Genomic DNA, 18,943 nt, shown 5'->3' with positions numbered 1-18,943 from the left:
ACGGGCCCCGCGCGCCCCCCCGCCACCCCGTCCCGGCACCCCGGCCCCGCCCCCGCCCCGCGCGCCCCCCCCCCCCCCCCCCCCCCCCCCCACGACTGGTACGACGACCACCGCCCGAAGACCCCGTGGGCCGAGACCGTCCTCTACGAACTGCACGTCCGCGGCTTCACCATGCGCCACCCCGACGTCCCGCCCCACCTGCGCGGCACCTACGCGGGCCTGGCCCACCCCGCCGCCGTCGCCCACCTGACCCGCCTCGGCGTCACCGCCGTCGAACTGCTGCCGGTCCACCAGCACGCCAGCGAGGACCACCTCCAGGCCCGCGGCCTGGCCAACTACTGGGGCTACAACACCGTCGGGTTCTTCGCCCCGCACGCCGGCTACTCCGCCTCCGGCTCGCGCGGCGGCCAGGTCGGCGAGTTCAAGCGGATGGTCCGCGCCCTGCACGCCGCCGGGATCGAGGTGATCCTCGACGTCGTGTTCAACCACACCGCCGAGGGCGCCGAACTCGGGCCCACGCTCTCGCTGCGCGGCATCGACAACGCCGCCTACTACCGCCTCGCCCCGCACCGTCCGCGCGGCTACGCCGACTACACCGGCTGCGGCAACACCCTGGACACCCGGCGCCCGCAGGTGATCCGGCTGATCACCGACTCGCTGCGGTACTGGGTCACCGAGATGGGCGTGGACGGCTTCCGCTTCGACCTCGCCGCCGCCCTCGCCCGCGCCGGCGACGGCGTCGACATGGAGCACCCGTTCCTCGCCGCCGTCTCCCAGGACCCCCTCCTCAGCCGGGTCAAGCTGATCGCCGAGCCGTGGGACGTCGGCCCGGGCGGCTACCAGGTCGGCGGCTTCCCCCCGCTGTGGGCCGAGTGGAACGACAAGTACCGGGACACCGTCCGGGACTTCTGGCGCGGCGCCCGCCCGGACGTCCGTGAGCTCGGCTACCGGCTCTCCGGCTCCTCCGACCTCTACCAGCGCGGCGGACGGCGCCCGTACGCCTCCGTCAACTTCGTCACCGCGCACGACGGCTTCACCCTGCGCGACCTCGTCAGCTACGACCGCAAGCACAACGAGGCCAACGGCGAGGCCAACCGGGACGGCACCGACGACAACCGCTCCTGGAACCACGGCGTCGAGGGCGAGACCGGCGACCCGGACGTCACCGCCCTGCGGCTGCGCCAGCTGCGCAACCTGCTGGCCACGCTGCTGCTCTCCACCGGCGTGCCGATGCTCACCGCCGGCGACGAGTTCGGCCGCACCCAGGGCGGCAACAACAACGCCTACTGCCAGGACAACGAGGTCAGCTGGCTGGACTGGTCCCTGCTGCGCGAGCCCGGCTGGCGGGACCTGTGCGACCTGACCGCCCGCCTGGTGCGGCTGCGCCGCGCCCACCCGGTGCTGCGGCAGCGGGCGTTCTTCTCCGGCCGGGCCGCCGTCCCGGGCGGCCTGCCGGACCTCGCCTGGTTCACGCCGCTCGGCAAGGAGATGACCGAGGCCGACTGGTTCGCGCCGACGGCCTGCCTCGGCATGCTGCTGTCCGGTGCCGCGATGTCCGAACGGGACGGCGCCGGGCGGCCGTCGCACGACGACAGTTTCCTGCTGCTCCTCAACGCCGGCCACGAACCGGTCGTCTTCACCCTCCCCGGCGAGCCCTGGGCCGCGCCGGAGGCCGCGTACGGGACGGTCGTCGACACGGCGGCCCCGGGCACCGGCGAACCGCACCCGCGGGGGGCCGTCGTGCTGGGCGGGCGCTCGCTCCAGCTGCTGCGCGCGCCCGCCCCGGAGTGATCCGGCGCGCGTCAGCCGCGCGCGTGGCCCACCTCGACGTTCTCCAGCACGCCGATCGCGTCCGGCACCAGCACCGCCGCCGAGTAGTAGGCGCTGACCAGGTAGGACGCGATCGCCTTCTCGTCGATGCCCATGAACCGGACGTTCAGCCCGGGCTCGTACTCGTCCGGGATGCCGATCTGGTTGAGGCCGATGACGCCCTGGTTGTCCTCGCCCACGCGCATCGCGATGAAGGACGTGGTGCCGGTGTCCGCCACCGGGATCTTGTCGCACGGGAAGATCGGCACCCCGCGCCAGGTCGGCCGGTGCTTGCCCGCGACGTCGACGGTGCCGGGGTGGATGCCGCGCCTGTTGCACTCCCGCCCGAACGCCGCGATCGCCCGCGAGGGGGCGAACAGGTAGTCGGTGTCGCGGCGCATGGCGAGCAGCTCGTCCAGGTCGTCCGGGGTGGGCGGGCCGGAGTGGGTCTGGATGCGCTGGTCGAAGTCGGTGTTGCTCAGCAGCCCGAAGTCGGGGTTGTTGATCAGCTCGTGCTCCTGGCGCTCGCGCAGCGCCTGGACGGTCAGCCGCAGCTGCTGCTCGGTCTGGTTCATCGGCTGGTTGTAGAGGTCGGCGACCCTGGTGTGCACCTTCAGGACGGTCTGCGCGACGCTCAACTCGAACTCGCGCGGCCGCAGTTCGTAGTCCACGAAGGCGCCGGGCAGCTCGAACTCGCCCTCGTGGCCCGCCGACAGGTCGATGTTCGCCTCGCCGTGCGGGTTCTGCGCCTGCGCGGCGTCGGCCGCGAAGCCCAGCAGCTGCTCGCGCAGCGCGTCCGAGCGGTCGACCAGCTCCTGGAACACCGGCCACGAGAGCGCCATCGCGACGCCCGCGGTCGCCGCCTTCACGGTGTACGGCCAGGTGCCGTCCTCCCGGGTGAGGGCCTCGTCGCCGATGTGGTCGCCGTCCGCGAGCGTCCCGACCACCGTCTGCTCGCCGTACTTGCCGGTGCCGAGCCGGTCGACCTTGCCGTGCGCGAGCAGGAACACCTCCTCGATCGGCGCCCCCTCCTGCACCAGGACGTCGCCCGGGGCGAAGTCCCGCTGCACGAACCGGCGGGCCAGCTCCTCCAGCACGGCGTCGTCCTCGAAGCCGCGCAGCGCCGGCACCTCGCGCAGCGAGGGGGCGATCACGCTCACCGAGGTGCCGGTCTTGGCGAAGCTCACCCGGCCGCGCCCGGTCGCGTAGCTCAGGCGGCGGTTGACCCGGTACGTACCCGCCTGGACCGGTACCCAGGGCAGCATCCGCAGCAGCCACCGGGAGGTGATCTCCTGCATCTGCGGCTCGGACTTGGTCGTCGTCGCCAGGTTCCGCGCCGCCACCGTGCTGAGGCTGAGCTGTGTCCGCACCTGCACCACCGTGGCGCCCCCCGCGGGGCCCGGCTCGGTCTCGACCGTCATGTCGCATCTCCTACCACTCGCGCATCAGTGACCATCCGTCAGGAGATGTAATCGGCCGATCGGCAGGGGCTCGCAAGAGGCGCTCGACGCACTCCTCCCTGCACGAACCGACACGTGCGCCCCGTCGAACGCCTCCGCCCCACCCGTACGGGTGGCCGGTTCTCGCCGCACCGCGCCGACAGGGGTGAAAAACCTGGTGAGAAATGACGGGAGGTCTGCCTACCCTCACGGCGATGGCCGAGAACCGACAACCCGACGCCCCCGGGACCGCCCACCGCTCCACGGTCCGCTCCCTGCTGCGCCTGTGGCCCTACGCCCGGGCCGTCCGCCGCCGGCTCGCCACCTCCGTGACGGCCGCCGTGCTCGCCATGCTGAGCGTCCTCGGCGTGCCGATCGTGCTCGGCCGGATCGTGGACGGACCCCTGGCCCGGCGCGACCTCGCCGGGCTGTGGCCGCTGGTCGGCCTGCTGCTGCTCCTCGGCCTGGTCGAGGCCGGCCTGTTCTACACCCGCCGGGTGGTCCTGGCCCGCCCGCTGGCCGGGCTGGAGACGGCCATGCGCGGCGACCTCTTCGCCAAGCTCCAGCGGCTGCCGGTCTCCTTCCACGAACGGTGGGGATCCGGCCAGTTGCTCTCCCGGGCCACCGCCGACATGTACACCATGCGGCTGTTCCTGGCCTTCCCGCTGGTCTTCCTCATCGTCAACTCGGTGATGTTCCTGGCCGGCACGGTGGTGATGTTCACCCAGGACTGGCGGCTCGCCCTGATCGTCGTGCTGCCCGCCCCACCGCTGTTCGTGCTCACCCGGCGCTTCGAGTCCGGCTACTCCGGCGCCTCCCGGCTCGCCCAGGACCGCAACGGCGACCTCGCCACCGTCGTCGAGGAGTCCGTCCTCGGCATCCGCGTCCTCAAGGCCTTCGGCCGCCACCGCTCGATGCACGAGCGGTTCCGCGCCCAGTCCCGGCTGCTGCGCCGCACCGAGCTGCACAAGGCCCACCTGCTGGCGAACCTGTGGGCGGTGATCGTCGGGCTGCCGGAGATCGCCCTCGGCTGCGCCCTCGCCGTCGGCGCCTACCTGGTCGCCCACGACCAGCTCAGCGCCGGCAGCCTGGTCGCCTTCCTCTCCACCGCGCTCGCGCTGCGCTGGCCGGTCGAGTCCCTCGGCTGGCTGCTCGCCTACGCCAACGAGGCCGCCACCGCCACCGACCGCTTCTTCGAGGTCCTCGACGAACCCGAGGAGGAGGACCCGGGCACCGCCACCGGCCTCGGCGCCACCCCGGACGGCATCCGCCTCACCGGCGTCCGCTTCCGCTACCCCGACGCCCCCGACGGCACCCCCGACCTGCTCCGGGGCATCGACCTGCACGTGCGCAGCGGCGAGACGATGGCCCTGGTCGGCGCCACCGGCAGCGGCAAGACCACCCTCACCGCCCTGCTCCCCCGTCTGTACGAGGCCACCGGCGGCACCATCACGCTGGACGGCCGCGACATCCGCGACCTGCCCCGGGAGCGGCTGCGCGAGCTCGTCGCGGTGGCCTTCGAGGAGCCCACCCTGTTCTCGGCGACCGTCCGGGAGAACGTCCTGATGGGCGCCCCCGGCGCGGGCGAGGACCGGCTGCGCTCCGCGCTCGCCACCGCCCAGGCCGGCTTCGTCGACAAGCTCCCGGCCGGGGCGGACACCGAGGTCGGCGAGCAGGGCCTGAGCCTCTCCGGCGGCCAGCGCCAGCGCCTCGCCCTGGCCCGCGCGGTCGTCGGCGACCCGGCCTTCCTCGTCCTCGACGACCCACTGTCCGCCCTCGACGTGCACACCGAGGCCCTGGTCGAACGCGCCCTGCGCGAGGTCCTCGCCGGCACCACCGCCCTGGTGGTCGCCCACCGCCCCAGCACCGTGCTGCTCGCCGACCGGGTCGCGGTGCTCGCGGACGGCCGGATCGAGGCCGTCGGCACCCACCAGGAACTGCTGCGCACCTCCACGCGCTACCGCGAACTGATGACGGGCGAGGCCGCCCTGATCCCCGAGGGGAGCACCTCCCGGTGACCACCACCGCCGAACCCGCCGTCGAACCGGCCGACCCCGCCGGCCCCGCCGCCGAGGAGGAGCTGGCGCCTCCCCCGGACGACGAGGAGGACATCCCCGTCCCGCCCGGCGCGCCCCGGGCGCTGCTGCGCTCGCTGCTCGGCCCGCACCGGGCCCGGATCACCGTCGCGATGGTGGTGATCCTCGTCCAGCAGGCCGCCCTGCAGTCCGGCCCGCTGCTGGTCGCGGTGGCGATGGACCGCGGCATCCCGGCGCTGCGCGGGAACGACGCCGGACCGCTGATCGCGGTGATCGCCGCCTACCTGTGCTTCGCCCTGCTCAGCCCGCTGCTGCAGTGGGTGTTCATCAAGATCAGCGCCCGGGTCAACCAGGACATCCTGCTGGAGCTGCGCGGCCGGATCTTCCGGCACGCCCAGCGGCTCAGCCTGGACTTCCACGAGCGCTACACCTCCGGCCGGATCATCTCCCGCGCCACCAGCGACATCGACGCGCTGCGCGAACTGCTCTCCGAAGGCCTCCAGGAGCTGCTGACCGTCTTCCTGTCGGTCTGCTACATCTCGGTGCTGCTCATGGTGCTGGACTGGCGCCTCGGGCTGGCCTCACTGGCCGCCCTGGTGCCGCTCGGCCTGATCGCCCGCTCCTTCCGCACCCGCTCGCGCCGGGTCTACCGCCGCTCGCGGACCTCCGCCGCCTCGATGATCGTCCGCTTCACCGAGACCATGAACGGCATCCGCCCGGTACAGGCCTTCCGCCGCGAGAAGGCCAACGACGCGGCCTTCGCCGTGGTCAACCAGCGCTCCGCCACCGCGACCGCCGACGGCTTCCTGGAGCTCGCCCGCTACGTCGGCCTCTCCCGCACCGCCGCCAACGTCTGGACGGCCGGCGTGGTGCTGCTCGGCGGCCGGCTGGTCGTCGACGGCACGCTGGAACTCGGCGTCCTCACCGCCTTCCTGCTCTACCTGCGCCGCCTGTTCGACCCGATCGACCAGCTCGCGATGTTCCTCAACAGCTACCAGTCGGCCGCCGCCGCGCTGGAGAAGATCGCCGGCCTGCTCGCCCACGAGCCGACCGTCGCCGAGCCGGCCGAGCCCGCCGAACTGCCGCGGGCGGCCGGCAAGGGCCGCGAGGTCTCCTTCGAGGGGACGCGCTTCGCCTACCGCACCGGTAAGGAGGTGCTGCCGCCCTTCGACCTGGTGATCCCCGCCGGACAGACGGTGGCCGTGGTCGGCGCGACCGGCGCGGGCAAGTCGACCGTCGCCAAGCTGCTGGCCCGCTTCTACGACCCGACCGAGGGCCGGATCCGGCTGGACGGCGTCGACCTGCGCGACCTCGCCACCCCCGAACTGCGGCGCGGGGTGGTCATGGTGACCCAGGAGTCCTTCCTGTTCTCCGGCACCGTCGCCGAGAACATCGCGATCGGCCGCCCCGGCGCCACCCGCGCGGAGGTCGAACAGGCCGCCCGGGACATCGGCGCGTACGAGTTCGTCGCCGCGCTCCCGGACGGCTTCGACACCGACGTGCGCAAGCGCGGCGGCCGGATCTCCGCCGGGCAGCGCCAGCTGGTCGCCTTCGCCCGCGCCCTGCTGGCCGACCCGGCGGTGCTGATCCTGGACGAGGCGACCAGCTCGCTGGACGTCCCCGGCGAGCAGGCCGTCCAGCGGGCCATGCGCACGGTGCTGGCGGGCCGGACGGCCGTGATCATCGCGCACCGGCTCTCCACCGTGGAGATCGCCGACCGCGTCCTGGTGATGGACCAGGGCCGGATCGTCGAGGACGGCGGCCCGCAGGAGCTGATCGCCGGCGCCGGCCGCTTCGCCGAACTGCACCAGGCCTGGCGGGACAGCCTGGTCTGAGCCGCCCCGCCGCGGCCCAGCCCGTCCCGGCGCAGCGCCTCAGCGCAGTAGCCCCGCGTCCATCCCGGCCGACTCGGCGGGCAGGGCGACCAGCCCCGGCTCCGCCGGGGAGGCCAGCCGCGGGTGGGACGGCAGCACCCGGACGGTGTAGCCGAACGGACCGGTCCTGGACAGCTCCAGCGAGCCCTCGTAGCGCGTCCGCCCGTCCAGGTCCGGGCCGCCGACCGGCTTGAGCGCGAGCAGGCCGGCGTCCGAGATGCCGTCCGTCTCGTCCACCCGGCCGGACACCACCTGCACCTCGACGTCGCCCGGCGACAGCGCGCCGAGCGCGACCTGCACCCGCAGCGCCAGCGAGCTGCCGAGCTCCTGCGCCTCGGCCGGGCAGTCCGCCTCGACGTGCTCGACCCGGACGGCCGGCCAGGCCTCGCGGACCTTCGCCTTCCAGGCCGCCAGCTCGCGGGCGCCCTCGCCCGATCCGGCCGCCAGCTCGCGCTGGGCGAGCGCCGCCGGGGCGTACAGCCGCTCGACGTACTCGCGGACCATCCGGCCGGCCAGCACCTTGGGGCCGAGGGTGACCAGGGTGTGCCGGACCATCGCGATCCAGCGGTGCGGCAGCCCGTCCGCGCCGCGGTCGTAGAAGCGCGCGGCGACCTGCTCCTCGATCAGGTCGTAGAGCGCCGCCGCCTCGATGTCGTCGCGCCGCTCGGCCTCGCTGCTCTCCGGGTCGAGCACGCCGCCGGCGTCGTCCGCCGTGGGGATCGCCCAGCCGTTCTGGCCGTCGTACCACTCGTCCCACCAGCCGTCCAGGACGGACAGGTTGAGGCAGCCGTTGAGCGCGGCCTTCATCCCGGAGGTGCCGCAGGCCTCCAGCGGGCGCAGCGGGTTGTTCAGCCAGACGTCGCAGCCCGGGTAGAGGTGCTGGGCCATCGCCATGTCGTAGTCCGGCAGGAAGACGATCCGGTGGCGGACGGCCGGGTCGTCGGCGAAGGCGACCATCTGCTGGATCAGCCGCTTGCCGCCGTCGTCGGCCGGGTGGGCCTTGCCGGCGACGACGATCTGCACCGGGCGGGTCGGGTGCAGGAGCAGGGAGCGCAGCCGGTCCTGGTCGCGCAGCATCAGGGTGAGCCGCTTGTAGGAGGGCACCCGGCGGGCGAAGCCGATGGTCAGGACGTCCGGGTCGAGCACCGAGGAGACCCAGCCGAGCTCGGCCTCGCCCGCGCCGCGCTGGCGCCAGGAGGTGCGCAGCCGGCGGCGGGCCTCGTCGACCAGCTGGGCGCGCAGGCTGCGGCGCAGGTCCCAGATCTCGGTGTTGCCGATCCGCTCCAGGCCGGTCCAGCGCTTGGCGTCGCCGTTGGTCATGGCGTCCTCGGCGCGGTCGGCGCCGATCTCGGCGGCGCCGAGGCGCACGACGGCCGGGTCGATCCAGGTGGCGGCGTGGACGCCGTTGGTGACGGAGGTGATCGGGACCTCGGCCGGGTCGAAGCCGGGCCACAGGCCGTTGAACATGGCCCGGCTGACCTCGCCGTGCAGCGTGGAGACGCCGTTGGCGCGCTGGGCGAGCCGCAGGCCCATGGCGGCCATGTTGAAGAGCTTCGGGTCCCCGCCGGGCCAGGTCTCGGCGCCGAGCGCGAGCACCGGCTCGACCGGGACGCCGGGCAGGGCGGCGTCGCCGGAGAAGTGCCGGGCGACGAGCTCGCGGTCGAAGCGGTCGATGCCGGCCGGGACGGGCGTGTGGGTGGTGAAGAGGGTGCCGGCCCGGACGGACTCCAGGGCGGCGGCGAAGTCGGGACCGGCGCCGTCGGCCCCGGCGGTGTCGGTCTCGGCCGTGCCGGCGGCAACGAGTTCGCGGATCCGCTCGACGCCGAGGAAGCCGGCGTGGCCCTCGTTGGTGTGGAAGACCTCGGGGGCGGGGTGGCCGGTGAGGCGGCAGTAGGCGCGCACGGCCCGGACGCCGCCGATGCCGAGGAGCATCTCCTGGAGCAGCCGGTGCTCGCTGCCGCCGCCGTAGAGGCGGTCGGTGACGTCGCGTTCGGCGGGCGAGTTCTCCTCGGTGTCGGAGTCGAGGAGGAGCAGCGGGACCCGGCCGACCTGGGCCTTCCAGATGTGCGCGGCGAGGGTCCGGCCGCCGGGCAGGGCGAGGTCGACCCGGCAGGGGGTGCCGTCGGCCTCCCGGAGCAGGCTGACCGCGAGTTCGTCCGGGTCGAGCAGCGGGTAGCGCTCCTGCTGCCAGCCGTCCCGGTCGAGGGACTGCCGGAAGTAGCCGTGCCGGTAGAACAGCCCCACGCCGATGATCGGGACGCCGAGGTCGCTGGCGGCCTTGAGGTGGTCGCCGGCCAGGATCCCGAGCCCGCCGGAGTACTGGGGCAGCGCGGCGGCGATGCCGTACTCGGGCGAGAAGTAGGCGACGGCGGCGGGCAGCGGGGTGCCGCCGCCCTCCTGGGCCTGGTACCAGCGCGGGCCCGCGAGGTAGTCGCGCAGGTCGTCGGCGAGGTCGCCGAGGCGGCGCAGGAAGCGCCGGTCGGCGGCGAGCGCGGCGAGCCGGGCGGCCGGGACCTCCCCGAGCAGCCGCACCGGGTCCTCGCCGGTCGCGGCCCAGACCTCCGGGTCCACGGACCGGAAGAGGTCCCTGGTCTCGGGGTGCCAGGACCAGCGCAGGTTGAGGGCCAGCTCGTGCAACGGCTGGAGTTGTTCGGGCAGGACGGTGCGGACGGTGAATCTGCGGATTGCCTTCACGGCGTGAAGCGTAGCCCCGACGGCCGTCATGACAGTGCGTCAAGTGGGCTATTGGGCATCCGTTCGGCCTATTGATGAGATCGCATTCGGCGCATTGGGCTGCACGGGGGGCGCGCGAGGCGCACTTTCCGGGGGCTCGCGCTACCAAAGCGTGAACACTGCGGAACGACCCCATTTCCGATCGCTCATCCGCTCCGGACAAAGCCCGAAACTACTGTCGTACCGCTGCGAAAGTCCGGCCCGCGGTGCGAGTATGAACCGAGGTCGTTGATGCTGTGGGGAGTGCGGCGACGGGCGGCGCCCCCCTTGAAGCAGCACGTCCGAATCCTTTTCGCGTTGATCGTTCCTCGTCCTCCTTAGCCCATTCGGCGCCCACGGCGCTCCGACGCGTGTCCTCGTACTCGGTCGGCTCGTTCACGGGTCGACCGGGTCGCCCAGGGGCGTGCCCCCGGAGGCGTGCGCCGGGACGCGCGCGGGCTCCGGGGCGTCCCCCCACGGGCCGGGCGGGCGCCGGGCAGGTTGCCGGGGACGGCGGCGCGGGCAGGCTCTCGGTCGCACGTCCTCCCCACCCAGCAGTCCTCCCGGTACTCCCCCGGCCCGCCCCCCGGCGCCGGCGGGAGCTGCCGCCGATCTCGGGCAGGAGCTTGGCATGCACGGCGACACGCGGGACCAGTCCACACCGGTGGCCGACACCCTCGACGCAGCGGTCGCGGAATCCGCCGGACGGGCGGATTCTGACACTCGGACGGATCCGGCGATGCCGGCGCCCAGGGCGGCCGGAGCGGCCCGTCCCCCGCACTCCGGACCCGAGCACGCCTCACCCGGGCAGCCCTCGTCCGAACACCCCTCCCCGCTCGAACACTCCGAGCCCGAGTCCTCCGCAGCGGCCCGACAACCAGGGGTCGCGGAGAGCCGGACCACGGCACCGCGCAGGCGCACCACCACCACGCGCCGCACCGCCACCGCCGGGTCCACCGCACCGTCCGCCACCCCGGAGGCGGACGGCGCGAAGGCCGGTGCGAAAGCCGGTGCGAAGGCCGGTGCGAGGTCCGGTGCCACCAAGGCGGGCGCCGCGAAGGCCGACGCCCCGCCGCGCAAGGCGCCCGCCCGCAAGACCGCCGCCGGCAAGACCGCCGCCCGAAAGACAGAGAGCGACACCGTGATCGGCCGCATCCCCGTCCTGGACGTCAGCCCGCTCGTCGACTCCGGCCGCCGCCCGGCCAAGGCCGTCGCCGGCGAGACCTTCCTGGTCACCGCGACCGTGTTCCGCGAGGGCCACGACGCCGTCAACGCCAACGTCGTGCTGCGCGACCCGCGCGGGCGCAGCGGCCCGTGGACCCCGATGCACGAGCTCGCCGAGGGCACCGACCGCTGGGGCGCGCACGTCACCCCGACCGCGCCCGGCCGCTGGTCCTACCTGGTCGAGGCGTGGAGCGACCCGATCGCCACCTGGCGCAGGACGGCGTCGGTCAAGCTCCCCGCCGGGATGGACACCGCGCTCGTCCTGGAGGAGGGCGCCCGCCTGCTGGAGCAGGCCGCGGCCGGCGTGCCGAAGAAGGAGGGCCGCGCGCACGTGCTCGCCGCCGCCGACGCGCTGCGCGACCCCGGCCTGCCGCCGCTGTCCCGGCTGGCGGCCGCGCTCGCCCCCGAGGTGCTGGAGCTGCTCGCCCGGTACCCGCTGCGCGAGCTGCTGAGCGCCTCCCGCCCGCTGCCGCTCCAGGTGGACCGCGAGCGCGCCCTGTTCGGCTCCTGGTACGAGTTCTTCCCGCGGTCGGAGGGCGCCGTGGTGGACCCGAACGGCGTCGAGCCGCCGCGTTCGGGCACCCTGCGCACCGCCGCCGAGCGGCTGCCCGCGATCGCCGCGATGGACTTCGACGTGGTCTACCTGCCGCCCGTCCACCCGATCGGCCGCGCCTACCGCAAGGGCCCGGACAACACCCTGACGGCCGGTCCGCACGACGTCGGCTCGCCCTGGGCGATCGGTTCGCCGGAGGGCGGCCACGACGCCGTCCACCCGGACCTCGGCACCATCGAGGACTTCGACCACTTCGTCGCCGAGGCCCGGGCGCTGCACCTGGAGGTGGCGCTGGACTTCGCCCTCCAGTGCTCCCCCGACCACCCGTGGGTGAACAAGCACCCGGAATGGTTCAGCCACCGCGCCGACGGCACCATCGCGTACGCCGAGAACCCGCCGAAGAAGTACCAGGACATCTATCCGGTCAACTTCGATCAGGACATGGATGGAATCGTCAAGGAAACCGTTCGCATCCTGCGTTTCTGGATGTCCCACGGAGTGCGGATCTTCCGGGTCGACAACCCGCACACCAAGCCGGTGCTGTTCTGGGAGAAGGTGCTCGCCGACATCGCCCGCACCGACCCCGACGTCGTGTTCCTGGCGGAGGCCTTCACCCGCCCCGCGATGATGCACACCCTCGGGAAGATCGGCTTCCACCAGTCGTACACGTACTTCACCTGGCGCACCACCAAGCCGGAACTCACCGATTACCTCACCGAACTCACCGGTGACGCGGCCGCCTACATGCGGCCCAACTTCTTCGCCAACACCCCCGACATCCTGCACGCCTACCTCCAGCACGGCGGCCGGGCCGCGTTCGCCGTCCGCGCCGTGCTCGCCGCCACGCTCTCCCCCACCTACGGCGTCTACGCCGGGTTCGAGCTGTACGAGAACGAGCCGGCCCACCCCGGCTCCGAGGAGTACCTGCACTCGGAGAAGTACGAGCTGCGCCCGCGCGACTGGAACCGCACCGACACCCTCGCCCCGCTGCTCACCGTGCTCAACCGGCTGCGCCGGCGCCACCCCGCCCTGCGCCAGCTGCGCGACCTGCGCTTCCACCCCACCGACAACGACCAGGTGATCGCCTACTCCAAGACCGCGACCACCCCGGAGGGCCTGACCGACCAGGTCATCACCGTGGTCAACCTCGACCCGCACCACGTCCAGGAGGCCACCGTCACGCTCGACGGCGACGGCCCGTTCGCGGTGCACGACGAGCTCACCGGCGCCGCCTACACCTGGGGCCGGCACAACTACGTCCGGCTCGATCCCTCAGCCGAGCCGGCTCACCTCCTCACGGTTCGGAGGAACCCAGCGTGACAGTGAACGAGCCCGTCCCCGACACCTTCCCCGAGACCTCGAAGAAGAACCTGGACCCCGAGTGGTTCAAGCGTGCGGTCTTCTACGAGGTGCTGGTGCGGTCCTTCCAGGACAGCAACGGCGACGGGGTCGGGGACCTGAAGGGGCTCACGGCCAAGCTCGACTACCTCCAGTGGCTCGGCATCGACTGCCTCTGGCTCCCGCCGTTCTTCGCCTCGCCGCTGCGCGACGGCGGGTACGACGTGGCCGACTACAAATCGGTGCTGCCCGAGTTCGGCGACATCGCCGACTTCATGGAGTTCGTGGACGCCGCGCACGCCCGCGGCATGCGCGTGATCATCGACTTCGTCATGAACCACACCAGCGACCAGCACCCGTGGTTCCAGGCCTCCCGCGCGGACCCGGACGGGCCGTACGGCGACTTCTACATGTGGGCCGACGACGACAAGCGGTACCCGGACGCCCGCATCATCTTCGTCGACACCGAGACCTCCAACTGGACGTACGACCCGGTCCGCAAGCAGTACTTCTGGCACCGGTTCTTCTCTCACCAGCCCGACCTCAACTACGACAACCCCCGCGTCCAGGACGAGATGATCGCCGGGCTGCGGTTCTGGCTCGACCTCGGCATCGACGGCTTCCGGCTGGACGCGGTGCCCTACCTGTTCGCGCGCGACGGCACCAACTGCGAGAACCTGCCGGAGACCCACGAGTTCCTGCGCCGGGTCCGCAAGGAGATCGACGCCGACTACCCCGACACCGTGCTGCTCGCCGAGGCCAACCAGTGGCCCGAGGACGTCGTCGACTACTTCGGCGACTTCGCGGCGGGCGGCGACGAGTGCCACATGGCGTTCCACTTCCCGGTGATGCCGCGGATCTTCATGGCGGTGCGGCGCGAGTCCCGCTACCCCGTCTCGGAGATCCTCGCCAAGACCCCGCACATCCCGTACGGGTGCCAATGGGGCATCTTCCTGCGCAACCACGACGAGCTGACCCTGGAGATGGTCACCGACGAGGAGCGCGACTACATGTACGCGGAGTACGCCAAGGACCCCCGGATGCGCGCCAACGTGGGCATCCGGCGCCGGCTCGCCCCGCTGCTGGAGAACGACCGCAACCAGATCGAGCTGTTCACCGCCCTCCTCCTCTCGCTGCCCGGCTCGCCGGTGCTCTACTACGGGGACGAGATCGGCATGGGCGACAACATCTGGCTCGGCGACCGGGACGGCGTCCGCACCCCGATGCAGTGGACCCCGGACCGCAACGCGGGTTTCTCCTCCGCCGACCCGGGCAGGCTCAGTCTGCCGCCCATCATGGACCCGGTGTACGGCTATCAGGTGACCAACGTCGAGGCGCAGCAGAGCAGTTCGAGTTCGCTGCTGCACTGGACGCGTCGCATGATCGAGATCCGCAAGCTCAACCCGGCGTTCGGTCTGGGCACGTACACCGAACTGCCCTCCAGCAACCCCGCGGTGCTGGCCTTCGTGCGGGAGCACGAGGGGGACCTGGTCATGTGCGTGAACAACTTCTCGCGGTTCGCACAACCGACCGAACTGGACCTGCGGCAGTACGGCGGACGCTACCCGGTCGAGCTGATCGGCGGAGTGCGCTTCCCCTCGATCGGTGAGTGGCCGTACCTGCTCACCCTGGCCGGCCACGGCTTCTACTGGTTCCAGCTCCGGCAGCCCCCGCGACTGAGCGGGACCAGGCGGTCGAAGTAACGATCCGCCGCACCGGCCCCGACCGCACCACCAGACCCTCGGGGAGCGCGAGTTGAACCCGCGCGCCCCGGGGTCCTCCGCCCCGCGGCGCCCCCGGCGCCGCGTACGGAGAACAGCCCAACGGCCACCCACACGAAGGCGTGACACCTGAGCCCCGCTCGCGTGCCGCCACCGCCGCGCCGCCGAAATCCGGAAGACTGACGGACCCGGCCAGACCCGTCGGGCAGTCGGCCCGCTTCCGGGGAAAGGGAGTCATGTCCGAAACCTCCCGTTCTCAAGCCCATGTGCAGCACGACACCCCGGCCGGCCCCGCCGCGTCGGCGGGCGCGCGGAGCACCGGGCTCCGGAGAACCGCCCTGGGGGTCAGCGAACTCGTCCAGGCGGCCCTGCCGCTGATCTCCGAGTGGCTCCCCACCCAGCGCTGGTACGCCGGGAAGGGACGGCCCATCACCGGGCTCACCCCGGTGGTCGGAACCCCGCTGCAGGTCGGCGACCCGGCCCTGCTGCACCTCCTGCTGCGGGTCGAGCACGCCACCACGGCCGGCGCCCCGCACGGGGACGTCTACCAACTCCTCCTCGGCGTCCGTTCCGAGCGCCCCGCCGACATCGAGCCCGGCGCCGTGCTCGGCCGGCTCACCCACGGCCCGTACGACGGCGCGACGCTCTACGACGCCGTCCACGACCCGGAGCTCACCGGGCGCCTGCTGGAGCACCTGGCCACCGGCGACCGCTTCGGCTCGCTGTCGTTCCGCCGCACCCCCGGCTCCGGCCTGCCCACCACGATCCCCGGGCGCGCCTCCACCGCCGAGCAGTCCAACAGCTCCGTCATCTACGGCACCTCGTACATCCTCAAGCTCTTCCGCCGCGTCCACCCCGGCACCAACCCCGACCTCGAACTCTCCCTCGCCCTCTCCCGGGCCGGCTCCACCCGCATCCCGCGGGTCGCGGCCTGGTTCGAGAGCCGGATGGAACGCGCCGAACCCGCCACCCTCGGCCTGCTCCAGCGCTACCTGCCGGACGCCGAGGACGGCTGGGAGCTCGCCCTCGACCAGGTCGGCCGGCTCAAGGGCGACCCGTCCCCCGGCAACTTCGCGATCGAGGCCCACCGGCTCGGGCGGGCCACCGCCGAGGTGCACCGGGTGCTCGCCCGCTCGATGCCCGTCGCCCGCCTCGACCGCGCCCAGACCCGCCAGCTCGCCACCGCCATGGCCGACCGCCTCGACAGCGCCGTCGCCGCCGTCCCCGGACTGATGCGCTACCGGGCCGCCCTGCGCAGCGCCTTCCAGCAGCTCGCCGACGCCCACCCGGACGGCCTTCCGGTCCAGCGCATCCACGGCGACCTGCACCTCGGCCAGGCCATGCGCACCCCGCACGGCTGGGTCCTGCTCGACTTCGAGGGCGAGCCCGCCAAGTCCGTCAACGAGCGCCGCGAACCGCAGCCCGCGCTGCGCGACGTCGCCGCGATGCTGCGCTCCTTCGACTACGCGGCGGCCCACCTCCTCGCCGGCGGCCCGGTCGACCCCGAGCTCGCCCACCTCGCCGCCGCCTGGGCACAGCGCAACCGCACCGCCTTCTGCGCCGGGTACACCGCCGGGGGCGGCGTCGACCCGGCGGCCTCGCCGGAGCTGATGCGCGCGCTGGAGATCGACAAGGCGGTCTACGAGGTCGTGTACGAGGCCCGGCACCGCCCGAGCTGGCTGCCGATCCCGCTGGCCGCGATCAACCGGCTCGCCCTGACCGTGTGATCCCCCGCTCGTACCGCCCGCAGGAGTTCGCTCACACCCCCCGCCGCAGGAGGACCCCGCCGTGACGCCGCTCGACCCGCCCGGCCGCACCACCCGTCCCGTACCGGCCACGTTCCTGGCCGGTACGGGGACACCCGCTCCTGCCCCCGCCGCCACCTCTGCTCCCGGCCCCGCCCCGGCTCCCGAACCGCTGCCGGCCGGGGCCCTGCGGCTGCCCGAGGCGCCGCTGCCGCCCTCCGAGGTGGACCGGCTGGTCGGCGGCCAGCACCACGACCCGCACGCGCTGCTCGGCGCCCACCCCGTGCACGGCGGCACCGCGATCCGGGTGCTGCGGCCGTTCGCCGAACGGGTCGTGGTCGAGACCGCCCAGGGCCCGGCCGAACTCACCCACCAGCAGGCCGGGTTGTTCACCGGCCTGCTCGCCGGCGGCGCACCGCCCGACTACCGGCTGCTGGTGACCTACCCGGACGGCGAACCCCTCGTCCAGCAGGACGGCTACCGCACCCCGCCCACCCTCGGCGAGCTCGACCTGCACCTCATCTCCGAAGGCCGGCACGAGCAGCTGTGGCAGGTGCTCGGCTCGCACGTGCGGACGGTGGACGGCGTGGCCGGCACCGCGTTCGCCGTGTGGGCGCCGAACGCCGCCGGGGTGCGGCTGATCGGGGACTTCAACCACTGGGACGGCACCGGGCACCCGATGCGCTCGCTCGGCTCCTCCGGCGTGTGGGAGCTCTTCGTCCCCGGGCTGGCCGAGGGCACCACCTACAAGTACGAGATCCACACCCGGCAGGGCTGGGTGCTCGACAAGGCCGACCCCCTGGCCCGCGCCGCCCAGTGCCCGCCCGGCACCGCGTCCGTCGTCACCTCCTCCGCCTACCGGTGGGAGGACGGCGAGTGGATGGCCCGCCGCGCACGCGCCGCGCACCACCGGGCGCCGATGTCGGTGTACGAGCTGCACCTGCCGTCCTGGCGGCCCGACCTCACCAGCTACCGCGCGATCGCCGAGGAACTCCCCGGCTACCTGAAGGAGTTGAACTTCACCCACGTGGAGTTCATGCCGGTCATGGAGCACCCCTTCGGCGGCTCCTGGGGCTACCAGGTGTCCGGCTACTACGCGCCCACCGCCCGCCTCGGCACCCCGGACGACTTCCGCCACCTCGTCGACACGCTGCACCGGCACGGGATCGGCGTGATCGTCGACTGGGTGCCCGCCCACTTCCCCAAGGACGCCTTCGCCCTCGCCCGCTTCGACGGCGAGCCGCTCTACGAGCCCGCCGACCCGCTGCGCGCCGAACACCCCGACTGGGGCACGCTGGAGTTCGACTACGGGCGCAAGGAGGTGCGCAACTTCCTCGTCGCCAACGCGGTCTACTGGTGCGAGGAGTTCCACATCGACGGGCTGCGCGTGGACGCCGTCGCCTCGATGCTCTACCTCGACTACTCCCGCGAGGGCGGCGCCTGGACGCCCAACCGGTTCGGCGGACGGGAGAACCTCGACGCGGCCTCCTTCCTCCAGGAGATGAACGCGACCGTCTACCGGCGCTGCCCGGGCGTCGTGACGATCGCCGAGGAGTCGACCGCCTGGGACGGCGTGACCCGCCCGACCGACGGCGGCGGCCTCGGCTTCGGCCTCAAGTGGAACATGGGCTGGATGCACGACTCGCTGGTCTACATGTCCAAGGAGCCGGTGCACCGCAGGTACCACCACGACGAGATCACCTTCTCGATGGTGTACGCCTACTCCGAGAACTACATCCTGCCGATCTCCCACGACGAGGTCGTGCACGGCAAGCGGGCGCTCGTCTCCAAGATGCCCGGCGACTGGTGGCAGCAGCGCGCCAACCACCGCGCCTACCTCGGCTTCATGTGGTCCCACCCCGGCAAGCAACTCCTCTTCATGGGGCAGGAGTTCGCCCAGGGCGCGGAATGGGACCACGAGACCGGCCCGCAGTGGTGGGTGCTCGACGAGCAGTGGCCGGCCCACCGGGACCACCAGGGCGTGCGCCGCCTCGTCCGCGACCTCAACCGCCACTACCGCGACACCCCCGCCCTCTGGGAGCTCGACACCTCCCCCGAGGGCTTCCAGTGGCTCGACGGCGGCTCCGCCGACGACAACCTGCTCTCCTACGTCCGCCACGCCGCCGACGGCTCGCCCCTCGTCGCCGTCTGCAACTTCTCCCCCGTCGTCCGCCACGGCCACCGCGTCGGCCTCCCCGCCCTCGACGGCCGCGACCAGCTGTGGGAGGAAGTCCTCAACACCGACGCCGAGGCCTACGGCGGCACCGGCACCGGCAACTCGACCCCGATCAAGGCCGACCCCGTCGAGTGGAACGGCCAGCCCCGCTCCGCCGACCTGATCCTCCCCCCACTGGCCACCATCTGGCTCCGCCCGGCCTGACCCCTCCGCGGGCACGACAGACCGGCGGCCCCCCCCCCCCCGACCCACACCCGCGGCCCCCCCCCCCCCCAGGCGCACCCGGCGCACGATAACCCACATAACCCCCCCCCCC

At 73.2% G+C, this 18,943-nt stretch carries 9 protein-coding genes; 7 read left to right on the top strand and 2 right to left on the bottom strand.

Translation table 11 applies throughout. The features are described 5' to 3' along the window. Window positions 1-1,791 (top strand): glycogen debranching protein GlgX (gene glgX, locus ACFV4G_RS17950; RefSeq protein ID WP_380441335.1); only part of this gene is annotated, 1,791 nt, incomplete at its 5' end. An 11-nt stretch (window positions 1,792-1,802) separates the two neighbouring features. Here glgX and ACFV4G_RS17945 read toward each other — a convergent pair. Next, window positions 1,803-3,230 (bottom strand): family 2B encapsulin nanocompartment shell protein, encoded by a 1,428-nt coding sequence (locus ACFV4G_RS17945; protein WP_380441333.1) that lies wholly within the window; start codon window positions 3,228-3,230, stop codon window positions 1,803-1,805. A gap of 233 nt (window positions 3,231-3,463) precedes the next feature. Here ACFV4G_RS17945 and ACFV4G_RS17940 point away from each other — a divergent pair, with 233 nt between their 5' ends. Continuing rightward, a complete protein-coding gene (locus ACFV4G_RS17940) occupies window positions 3,464-5,266 on the top strand; it encodes an ABC transporter ATP-binding protein (RefSeq protein WP_380441331.1) in 1,803 nt (600 codons plus the stop codon). Beyond that, on the top strand, window positions 5,263-7,119 hold the full coding sequence (locus ACFV4G_RS17935) for an ABC transporter ATP-binding protein (RefSeq protein ID WP_380441329.1): 1,857 nt from the start codon (window positions 5,263-5,265) through the stop codon (window positions 7,117-7,119). The genes ACFV4G_RS17940 and ACFV4G_RS17935 overlap by 4 nt, the downstream gene beginning before the upstream one ends. Before the next feature lie 39 nt (window positions 7,120-7,158). Here the strand turns inward: ACFV4G_RS17935 and glgP are convergent, their stop codons facing one another. After that, a complete protein-coding gene (gene glgP, locus ACFV4G_RS17930; RefSeq protein WP_380441327.1) occupies window positions 7,159-9,852 on the bottom strand; it encodes an alpha-glucan family phosphorylase in 2,694 nt (897 codons plus the stop codon). Window positions 9,853-11,011: 1,159 nt separating this feature from the next. Here glgP and ACFV4G_RS17925 point away from each other — a divergent pair. The 4 genes from ACFV4G_RS17925 (at window position 11,012) to glgB (ending at window position 18,831) form a co-directional block, all read left to right on the top strand. Then, window positions 11,012-12,967: an alpha-1,4-glucan--maltose-1-phosphate maltosyltransferase gene (locus ACFV4G_RS17925; protein WP_380441412.1), complete on the top strand. Its 1,956-nt coding sequence runs from the start codon at window positions 11,012-11,014 to the stop codon at window positions 12,965-12,967. Continuing rightward, complete coding sequence (treS, locus tag ACFV4G_RS17920) at window positions 12,964-14,688, top strand: maltose alpha-D-glucosyltransferase (protein WP_380441325.1); 1,725 nt, start codon at window positions 12,964-12,966, stop codon at window positions 14,686-14,688. Before ACFV4G_RS17925 ends, treS begins: the two co-directional genes overlap by 4 nt. A gap of 254 nt (window positions 14,689-14,942) precedes the next feature. Next, the gene (locus tag ACFV4G_RS17915) at window positions 14,943-16,433 is read left to right on the top strand and encodes a phosphotransferase (protein WP_380441323.1); all 1,491 of its coding nucleotides are present in this window, start codon (window positions 14,943-14,945) and stop codon (window positions 16,431-16,433) included. Between the two features lie 61 nt (window positions 16,434-16,494). Further along, complete coding sequence (gene glgB, locus ACFV4G_RS17910; protein ID WP_380441321.1) at window positions 16,495-18,831, top strand: 1,4-alpha-glucan branching protein GlgB; 2,337 nt, start codon at window positions 16,495-16,497, stop codon at window positions 18,829-18,831. Window positions 18,832-18,943: the final 112 nt, after the last annotated feature.

It is taken from the genome of Kitasatospora sp. NPDC059747 (assembly GCF_042732955.1).
In the GTDB taxonomy this organism is placed as follows: Bacteria; Actinomycetota; Actinomycetes; order Streptomycetales; family Streptomycetaceae; genus Kitasatospora.
Note: the sequence above shows the minus strand (reverse complement) of the source record. Positions and strands in the feature narration are given on the sequence as shown.